This window comes from Sulfurivirga sp. (assembly GCF_015490265.1).
Taxonomy (GTDB): Bacteria; Pseudomonadota; Gammaproteobacteria; order Thiomicrospirales; family Thiomicrospiraceae; genus Sulfurivirga.
In genome coordinates this window covers 1-7,118 of record NZ_WFYD01000088.1, presented here as the reverse complement: position 1 = coordinate 7,118, position 7,118 = coordinate 1, and the positions used below count along the sequence as shown (strand labels likewise).

10 protein-coding genes and 1 pseudogene are annotated in these 7,118 nt (G+C 60.4%); 7 read left to right on the top strand and 4 right to left on the bottom strand.

Features of this window, described 5'->3' with window-relative positions:
- Positions 1–155, bottom strand: a pseudogene (locus F8K16_RS05990) (2,3-bisphosphoglycerate-independent phosphoglycerate mutase); the annotation flags it as partial.
- Between the two features lie 163 nt (positions 156–318).
- On the opposite strand from F8K16_RS05990, the gene F8K16_RS05985 reads away from it, so the two are divergent.
- The 4 genes from F8K16_RS05985 (at position 319) to F8K16_RS05970 (ending at position 2,713) form a co-directional block, all read left to right on the top strand.
- Positions 319–624 carry a helix-turn-helix transcriptional regulator gene (locus F8K16_RS05985; protein ID WP_294948231.1) on the top strand — a complete coding sequence of 102 codons (306 nt, stop codon included), beginning with the start codon at positions 319–321 and terminating at the stop codon, positions 622–624.
- 63 nt (positions 625–687) lie between these two features.
- Complete coding sequence (locus F8K16_RS05980) at positions 688–1,167, top strand: rhodanese-like domain-containing protein (protein WP_294948228.1); 480 nt, start codon at positions 688–690, stop codon at positions 1,165–1,167.
- A gap of 49 nt (positions 1,168–1,216) precedes the next feature.
- The gene (secB, locus tag F8K16_RS05975) at positions 1,217–1,708 is read left to right on the top strand and encodes a protein-export chaperone SecB (protein WP_294948226.1); all 492 of its coding nucleotides are present in this window, start codon (positions 1,217–1,219) and stop codon (positions 1,706–1,708) included.
- A 3-nt stretch (positions 1,709–1,711) separates the two neighbouring features.
- Positions 1,712–2,713, top strand: a complete 1,002-nt coding sequence (locus F8K16_RS05970) for an NAD(P)H-dependent glycerol-3-phosphate dehydrogenase (protein ID WP_294948224.1) — start codon at positions 1,712–1,714, stop codon at positions 2,711–2,713.
- Here the strand turns inward: F8K16_RS05970 and trmL are convergent.
- A complete protein-coding gene (gene trmL / locus F8K16_RS05965; protein WP_294948221.1) occupies positions 2,710–3,174 on the bottom strand; it encodes a tRNA (uridine(34)/cytosine(34)/5-carboxymethylaminomethyluridine(34)-2'-O)-methyltransferase TrmL in 465 nt (154 codons plus the stop codon). The genes F8K16_RS05970 and trmL overlap by 4 nt on opposite strands.
- 11 nt (positions 3,175–3,185) lie before the next feature.
- On the opposite strand from trmL, the gene F8K16_RS05960 reads away from it, so the two are divergent.
- The 3 genes from F8K16_RS05960 to F8K16_RS05950 are packed head-to-tail and all read left to right on the top strand — an operon-like array spanning position 3,186 to position 5,597.
- Entirely contained in the window at positions 3,186–4,145 is a 960-nt protein-coding gene (locus F8K16_RS05960; protein ID WP_294948219.1) for a dihydroorotate dehydrogenase, read from the top strand.
- A 10-nt stretch (positions 4,146–4,155) separates the two neighbouring features.
- Positions 4,156–5,346: a tyrosine--tRNA ligase gene (gene tyrS, locus F8K16_RS05955; protein ID WP_294948217.1), complete on the top strand. Its 1,191-nt coding sequence runs from the start codon at positions 4,156–4,158 to the stop codon at positions 5,344–5,346.
- A 20-nt stretch (positions 5,347–5,366) separates the two neighbouring features.
- On the top strand, positions 5,367–5,597 hold the full coding sequence (locus F8K16_RS05950; RefSeq protein WP_294948215.1) for a hypothetical protein: 231 nt from the start codon (positions 5,367–5,369) through the stop codon (positions 5,595–5,597).
- Between the two features lie 96 nt (positions 5,598–5,693).
- On the opposite strand, the gene F8K16_RS05945 is transcribed toward F8K16_RS05950, so the two are convergent.
- On the bottom strand, positions 5,694–6,488 hold the full coding sequence (locus tag F8K16_RS05945; protein ID WP_294948213.1) for an SDR family NAD(P)-dependent oxidoreductase: 795 nt from the start codon (positions 6,486–6,488) through the stop codon (positions 5,694–5,696).
- The coding region (locus F8K16_RS05940) for a cation diffusion facilitator family transporter (protein ID WP_294948211.1) at positions 6,475–7,118 on the bottom strand (644 nt) is incomplete at its 5' end. The genes F8K16_RS05940 and F8K16_RS05945, both read right to left, overlap by 14 nt.

Here is a 7,118-nt window from a genome sequence, read left to right as displayed (position 1 = left end):
GTCCCCGAGGTGCTGATCAGGGTATGTGGATAGCGCTGCCAGAGCCGGTCCCACACCGGGGTCTGTGCGCCATAGATGGCATTATCATCCGCTGCCTCCCGCGCCCCCCAGCCATCCAGAATGAGCAGTACTACCGGCTTGCCTTTAGCTATCATCAGTTTTTATCTTCATGGTTTTCCAGGTTTAAAGAGTATGCCCCACTGGCTTCTGTTTCTATTGAATCACGATAACCCCCCATTCATCTACAGGAGAGGGTTCTCAACCCTTGCTGAAACAGAGTATTATTCCATTCTGTTTTGCTAATGCAGCAGCCACCCTATGAAACCCCCCATAATAGATGATAACGACATCGCCCGCGCCTCGCGTTCCCTCAAGGCCATGTCGCACCCGCTTCGGTTAAAGATCCTCTGTGTGCTGGGCAACAAGGAGATCAGCGTGCAGGATATTGTCGATTATGTCGGCACCTCGCAAAGCAATATCTCCCAGCATCTTGCCATTCTGCGGGACAAGGGTATCCTAGCGTGCCGAAAAGATGCCAATCGCGTCTACTACCGGATCAGCGACAACCGCACATTGCGCCTCATTAAAATGATGCGGGAGATCTTTTGCACCCAGAGCCACTAATCCAGCAGAATTGGCCCTCGCACTGCAGCTCCGGGTTTTATATCAAATCAGGCAAAATGAAATATGGAACAAATTAACGAATTTATTGGAAACAACTTCCTGCTCTTCCTCGCCCTGGCGGTCATTCTGGGCCTGCTGGTTCAGAACCTCTGGGCGGGCTTCACCAATAAAACCGCTGTTGATCCAGGCCGCGTCACCGAGCTGATCAACCGGGAAGATGCCCTGGTGGTCGATGTCCGGCCCATGGCCGATTATGACAAAGGCCACATCATCAATGCCATCAATATCCCCAGCAACGGCTTCAAAGACCAGCTGCACCAGCTGAAAGAGAAGGAGCGGCCGATTATTGTGGTCTGTAGCACCGGCACGACATCGGGTGGCATCTGCAAGCTGTTGCATGAAAATGGCTTTGAAAAGGTCTATGACCTGAAAGGCGGCATGGCCTCATGGACGGGCGTTAACCTGCCGCTCAGCAAAGGGAAAAAAGAGAGCAAAAAAGAGGGCAAGAAAGGTAAAAAAAGCAAAGAGACCGAGAAGGCATAACTGCTTGCTACAGCCCTGACATCTACAAACCTGACCACTGGACACCAAAATGACTGATAACGACAAGGCAGCCGCTGCCGAAACAACCCCACGCGAGTTTGCCATCCAGCGCATCTACATCAAGGATATCTCCTTTGAAGCACCAAATGTCCCTCAAATCTTCAACACCGAGTGGAAGCCCGAGTCCAGTCTCAACCTCAACAGCGAAGCAAAGCAGGTGGGCGAGGATAGCTATGAGGTTGTCCTCTCCGTCACCGTCACCACCAAGGTCGATGGCAAGGTCGCCTTTCTGGTAGAGGCGCAGCAGGCCGGCATCTTCAGGCTGGTCGGCTTTCCGGAAGAGGATAAGGGGCACATGCTGGGCAGCTACTGCCCGAACACCCTGTTCCCCTACCTGCGCGAAGTGATCACCGACCTGGTCACCAAAGGGAGTTTCCCGCAGCTGGTGCTGACCCCGGTCAACTTCGACGCCCTCTATGCCCAGCACCTGGCGGAGAAGATCGCCAAAGAGAAGGCGGACAGCGGCCCCACAACACACTGACCGATGCCAGCCACCGCAACCATCGCCGTACTGGGGGCAGGCTCCTGGGGCACTGCCCTGGCGATCCTGCTCAGCCGTAATGGCAACCGGGTACGGCTTTGGGGGCACCTCAAGGCGGAGATTGAACCACTGCAGCAGGATCGGGAGAACCGGCAATACCTGCCGGGTGTTCCGCTGCCGGAGCGGTTGCAGCCGGTCACCGATCTGGGCGAAGCGGTCACCGGCGCAGAGGAGCTGCTGCTGGCCGTGCCCAGCCACGCCTTTCGCCAGACACTGGAGGCGGTCAAGCCGCTGATTGCGGCCGACACCCCGCTCAGCTGGGCCACCAAGGGGCTGGAACCCAAAAGCTGCAAGCTGCTGCACCAGGTCGCGCTGGAGGTGCTGGGCAAGCGCCCCATCGCCGTGGTCTCAGGCCCCACCTTTGCCAAAGAGGTGGCGGCCGGGCTGCCGACCGCCATCACCGTCGCCTCCTCCTCAGAGGCGCATGCCCGGTGCCTTGCCGGCTATCTCAACTCCGACTGTTTTCGCGCCTACACCAGCAGCGACATCATCGGCGTGCAGATTGGCGGTGGCACCAAAAATGTGCTGGCCATCGCCGCCGGTATTGCCGACGGCCTCGGATTTGGCGCCAACACCCGCGCTGCGCTGATCACCCGCGGGCTGGCCGAGATGATGCGGCTGGGAGAGGCGGTGGGCGGCAGGCCCGAAACCTTCATGGGGCTGGCCGGTCTGGGCGATCTGGTGCTCACCTGCACCGATGACCAGTCACGCAACCGCCGCATGGGGCTGGCGCTGGCCAGAGGCCTGACCATCGCGCAGGCGCGCAAAGAGATCGGGCAGGAGGTAGAGGGGGTCGGCACCGCTCTGGAGATTTTCGAGAAGGCCGCTGGACTGGGGGTGGATATGCCGATCACCGAGCAGGTCTACCGGATACTCTATGAGGGGCTGGACCCCAAAGAGGCGGTGCAGCGGCTGCTGACACGGCGCATCAAGGCAGAAAGCTAACCGCCCCCCGCAAACCCCTGCTGCCGCCAGGCTTCGTAGAGGATCACGGAGACGGCATTGGAGAGGTTCATGCTCCGGCTCTCCGGCAGCATCGGGATGCGGATCAGCTGCTCCGGCGGCAGCCCGTCCAGCAGCGGCTGTGGCAGACCCCGGGTCTCCGGCCCAAACAGCAGCGCATCGCCTGCGCGGTAAGAGATATCGGTGTAGTATTGGGTCGCCCGCGTGGTGCAGGCAAAGAGCCGCGCCGGCTGGCAGGCCGAGATAAAGGCGGTCAGATCAGCATGTTCCTGCACCCCGACCCATTCACGGTAATCCAGTCCGGCCCGGCGCAGACGCTTGTTATCCAGCCTGAAACCCAGCGGGTGAATCAGGTGTAAAGTGCCGCCACTGTTGGCGCAGAGGCGTATGATATTGCCGGTATTGGGCGGTATCTCCGGCTCGAACAGAACAACATGAAACATAGGTTTATCCGATGGCATCAAAATCAGAGAGATCCCTGGCTGTAGATTTTTGCGGGCTGCCGTTCAACACCCCGCTGGTGCTGCTGTCCGGCTGCGTCGGCTTTGGCGAAGAGTATACGCGGGTAAAGGGCTTTTCCAACCGGGATGCCGGAGCCATCTGCCTGAAGGGCACCACCCGGGAGGCGCGCCCCGGCAACCCGCCACACCGGATCTACGAGACCCCCAACGGCATGCTCAACGCCATCGGGCTGCAAAACCCCGGCGTCGACAGAGTGGTCGATGAGATCCTGCCGCAGCTCGATTTTGACGAGACCCGTTTCATCGCCAACGTCTCCGGCTCCAGCATCGAGGAGTACCGGGCCGTCACCGAGCGCTTCGATGACTCCCCTGTCGACGCCATCGAGGTCAACATCTCCTGCCCCAATGTGAAAGAGGGGGGGGTCACCTTCGGCAATGATCCGGCCATGTCCGCCAAAGTGGTGGAGGCCTGCCGCAAGGTGACCAACAAGCCGCTGATCATCAAGCTCTCGCCCAACCAGACGGACATCGCCGAAGGGGCGCGGCGGGTGATCGACGCGGGCGCCGACATGCTCAGCGCCATCAACACGCTCATGGGCATGAGCATCGACATTCACACCCGCCGCCCGACGCTGGGCAACAATCAGGGCGGGCTGTCCGGCCCGGCCATCAAGCCGGTGGCGCTGCTGAAGGTGCATCAGGTCTGGCAGGTGGCCCGCCAGCATGACGTGCCGGTGATCGGGCTTGGGGGTATTGCCAGCGCCGAGGACGCCATCGAGTTCTTTCTGGCCGGTGCCTCCATGGTGGCGGTGGGCACGGCGCTGGCCAGGGACCCGCTCATCGTGCAGAAGATCGCCCGCGGCATCGGCCGCTATCTTGAAAAGAACGGCCTGCGTTCGGTCAGCGAGCTGACCGGCAAACTGGAACTGAATACGGACACCGTGCTCTGCTGAGGACAAGGACATGAAACCGGTAGAAGAACAGCTCAAGCTCATCAAACGCGGCGTGGAGGAGATCCTGCCGGAAAACGAACTGGTGGAAAAGCTGAAGGAAGGCCGCCCACTGCGCATCAAGGCCGGCTTCGACCCCACCGCCCCCGATCTGCACCTGGGCCATACGGTACTGATCAACAAGCTGCGCCAGTTTCAGGAACTGGGGCACGAGGTGCTGTTTCTCATCGGTGATTTCACCGCCATGATCGGCGACCCCACCGGCAAGAGCGCCACCCGCCCGCCGCTGACCGCCGAGCAGGTGCAGGAAAACGCCAAGACCTACACCGAACAGGTGTTCAAGATTCTCGACCCGGAAAAAACCAAGGTGGTGTTTAACTCCGCATGGATGAACGACCTTTCCGCCGCCGACCTGATCCGGCTGGCGGGCACCACCACCGTGGCGCGCATGCTGGAGCGTAACGATTTCGAGGAGCGCTACAAATCCGGCTCGCCGATCGCCATTCACGAGTTCCTCTATCCGCTGCTGCAGGGCTATGACTCGGTGGTGCTGGAGGCAGATGTAGAGTTGGGTGGCACCGACCAGAAATTCAACCTGCTGATGGGCCGCCACCTGCAGCAGCACTTCGGCAAGAAGCCGCAGGTGACGCTGATGATGCCCATTCTGGAGGGGCTGGACGGCAAGCAGAAGATGTCCAAGTCCCTGGGCAACTACATCGCCATTCAGGATGCACCCAATGAGATGTTCGGCAAGGTGATGTCCATCTCCGACGAGCTGATGTGGCGCTACTTCGAACTGCTCAGCTTCCGTCCCATGGAAGAAATCGAACAGTTCAAACAGGCGGTGGCCGAGGGCGAGAACCCGCGCGATATCAAGATCAAACTGGCGCTGGAGCTGGTGGAGCGCTTCCACAGTGAAGAAGCAGCCGAGGCGGCGCTGAAGGACTTCGAGACCCGCTTCAGCAGGAACGCCCTGCCGGAAGACATGCCTGAGGTGACCGTCAAGGGTCCGCTGCCGCTGGCCAATCTGCTCAAGGAGGCGGGGCTGGTGGCCTCCACCTCCGAAGGCCACCGCATGGTCAAGCAGGGTGCGGTCAGGCGGGATGGCGAGAAGTTGACCGACAGCCGTGAAGAAATCCCTGCCGGCGTGGAGGCCGTCTTTCAGGTGGGCAAACGCCGCTTCGCCCGGGTACGGGTGGAATGATGTGCTAAAGTGTTGGCGGCATGAGCAGAAAAGAGCGCATTCAGAGCGAGATCAACTGGCTGAAAATGTGGACGACCCTGATGGTGACCGCATTTTTTGCCATTGCCGGATGGGCGTTTACCCATTATGACAATGCTTCCACAATGCAGTTGATTGTTGCTTCGCTTGCGTTGCTCATTGTATCGGTGATCGTCATGGGGCTTAATCGCGCGGTTCATCGCTATCTCGACGAACTGGAGGACCTGGAATGATCAGCGGCAAAGTTATTCTTATCGTATCTTTTCTAGTCTCACTGGTTCTGATGGGATACTCAGTCCTCAGGCACGCACGTCGTTGACGATGACTCGTCAGTTGCGGATGTCTTCCCGGAAGGGGTAGTCGCCACGGGCGATGAGGCCGCCGTCCACGGTGAGCGTGCTGCCGGTCATCCAGGCGGCATGATCGCTGAGCAGAAAGGCTACCGCCTCGCCCATCTCATCGGTCTCGCCATAGCGCCCCAGCGGGGTGCGCTTGATCCATTCCTTCTTCACCTTGTCCTGCGCCAGAATCTTTTCCGTGCGCTCCACCGGCACCACGCCCGGGGCGATGCCCACCACACGGATGCCGTATTGGCCCCATTCGATGGCCTGCACTTCGGTGAGCCGATCCAGCGCCGCCTTGCTGGCGCCGTAGGCGCTGAACCATTCGCAGCTCTTGTGGCCGTGGATGGAGGAGTTGTTGACCACCACGCCCGGCTGTCCGCGTTCGATGCAGTGCTGGGCGAAGCGGCATGACAGGCGATAGGGGGCCTGCAGGTTGACCGCCAGGGTTTCGGCGAAGGTCTCCCCCTGCGGGTCTTTCAGGCTGGGCACCTTGGGGACGATGCCGGCGTTGTTGACCAGTGCGTCCAGCCCGTCAAACGCCTGCGCCGCCGCGTCGAAGAAGGCGTCCAGCGTCTCCGGCTGGCGGAAGTCGCAGCGCAGCACGGCGGTCTCCGCCCTCCGTTCCCGGCAGGCGGCTTCGGTGCGGCGGATGCCGTCCTCATTGCGGTTGTAGTGCAGCACCAGCCGACAGCCGGCGCCCGCCAGCACCCGCGCGATGCCGGCGCCGATGCCGGAGGATGCGCCGGTGATCAGTATCCGTTTGCCTTCAAGCCCTTTCACAGCCGTCTTCTCCCTCAATGTCCGTGGCGCAGATTGTGCTGTCTTTGGATTCCAGCTGCAAGGTGGCGTGGTGGATGCCATGGTGGTCCCACAGGTACTGCTTGATCTCCGCAAGGGTGTGGTCGTTGATGTGTTCGAGATCGGTCTTGGCGTGCAGGCTGATGAGCACCTGATCCTCGGCGATGGCCCAGAGGTGAATGTGATGCACGTCGGTCAGGAAGGGGAATTTCCGCATCAGGTCATGCCTGATGGCCTCGATCTCATAGCCTGCGGGCACGCCTTCCATGAGGATGCGGGTGGCGTCCCTGGTCAGGTTCCAGGCGTGGTAGCCGATGATCAGCGCCACCAGAATGGACAGGGCCGGATCCAGCCACACCCAGCCGGTCTGCCAGATGATCACCGCCGCGGTAATCACCGCCACCGAGCTGAAAGTGTCGCCCAGAAAGTGCAGCGCCGCGCCACGCATGTTCATGTTGTGCTTGTCACCGCTGTGCAGGATGAGAAACACCACCAGATTGTTGATCAGGCCGATGATGGCGATGATCATCATCTCCTTGCCCAGGATGGGTTCGGGATTGAAGAAGCGCTCAATGGCGAAGGCGATGATGCCGGCCACGATCACCAGCAGGA

Bases quoted from the DNA above. Each gene is read 5' to 3' on its own strand.
- secB (WP_294948226.1), top strand. From the start codon at position 1,217: ATGACTGATAACGACAAGGCAGCCGCTGCCGAAACAACCCCACGCGAG.
- F8K16_RS05960 (WP_294948219.1), top strand. From the start codon at position 3,186: ATGGCATCAAAATCAGAGAGATCCCTGGCTGTAGATTTTTGCGGGCTG.
- F8K16_RS05950 (WP_294948215.1), top strand. From the start codon at position 5,367: ATGAGCAGAAAAGAGCGCATTCAGAGCGAGATCAACTGGCTGAAAATG.
- F8K16_RS05980 (WP_294948228.1), top strand. From the start codon at position 688: ATGGAACAAATTAACGAATTTATTGGAAACAACTTCCTGCTCTTCCTC.
- F8K16_RS05970 (WP_294948224.1), top strand. From the start codon at position 1,712: ATGCCAGCCACCGCAACCATCGCCGTACTGGGGGCAGGCTCCTGGGGC.
- tyrS (WP_294948217.1), top strand. From the start codon at position 4,156: ATGAAACCGGTAGAAGAACAGCTCAAGCTCATCAAACGCGGCGTGGAG.
- trmL (WP_294948221.1), bottom strand. From the start codon at position 3,174: ATGTTTCATGTTGTTCTGTTCGAGCCGGAGATACCGCCCAATACCGGC.
- F8K16_RS05985 (WP_294948231.1), top strand. From the start codon at position 319: ATGAAACCCCCCATAATAGATGATAACGACATCGCCCGCGCCTCGCGT.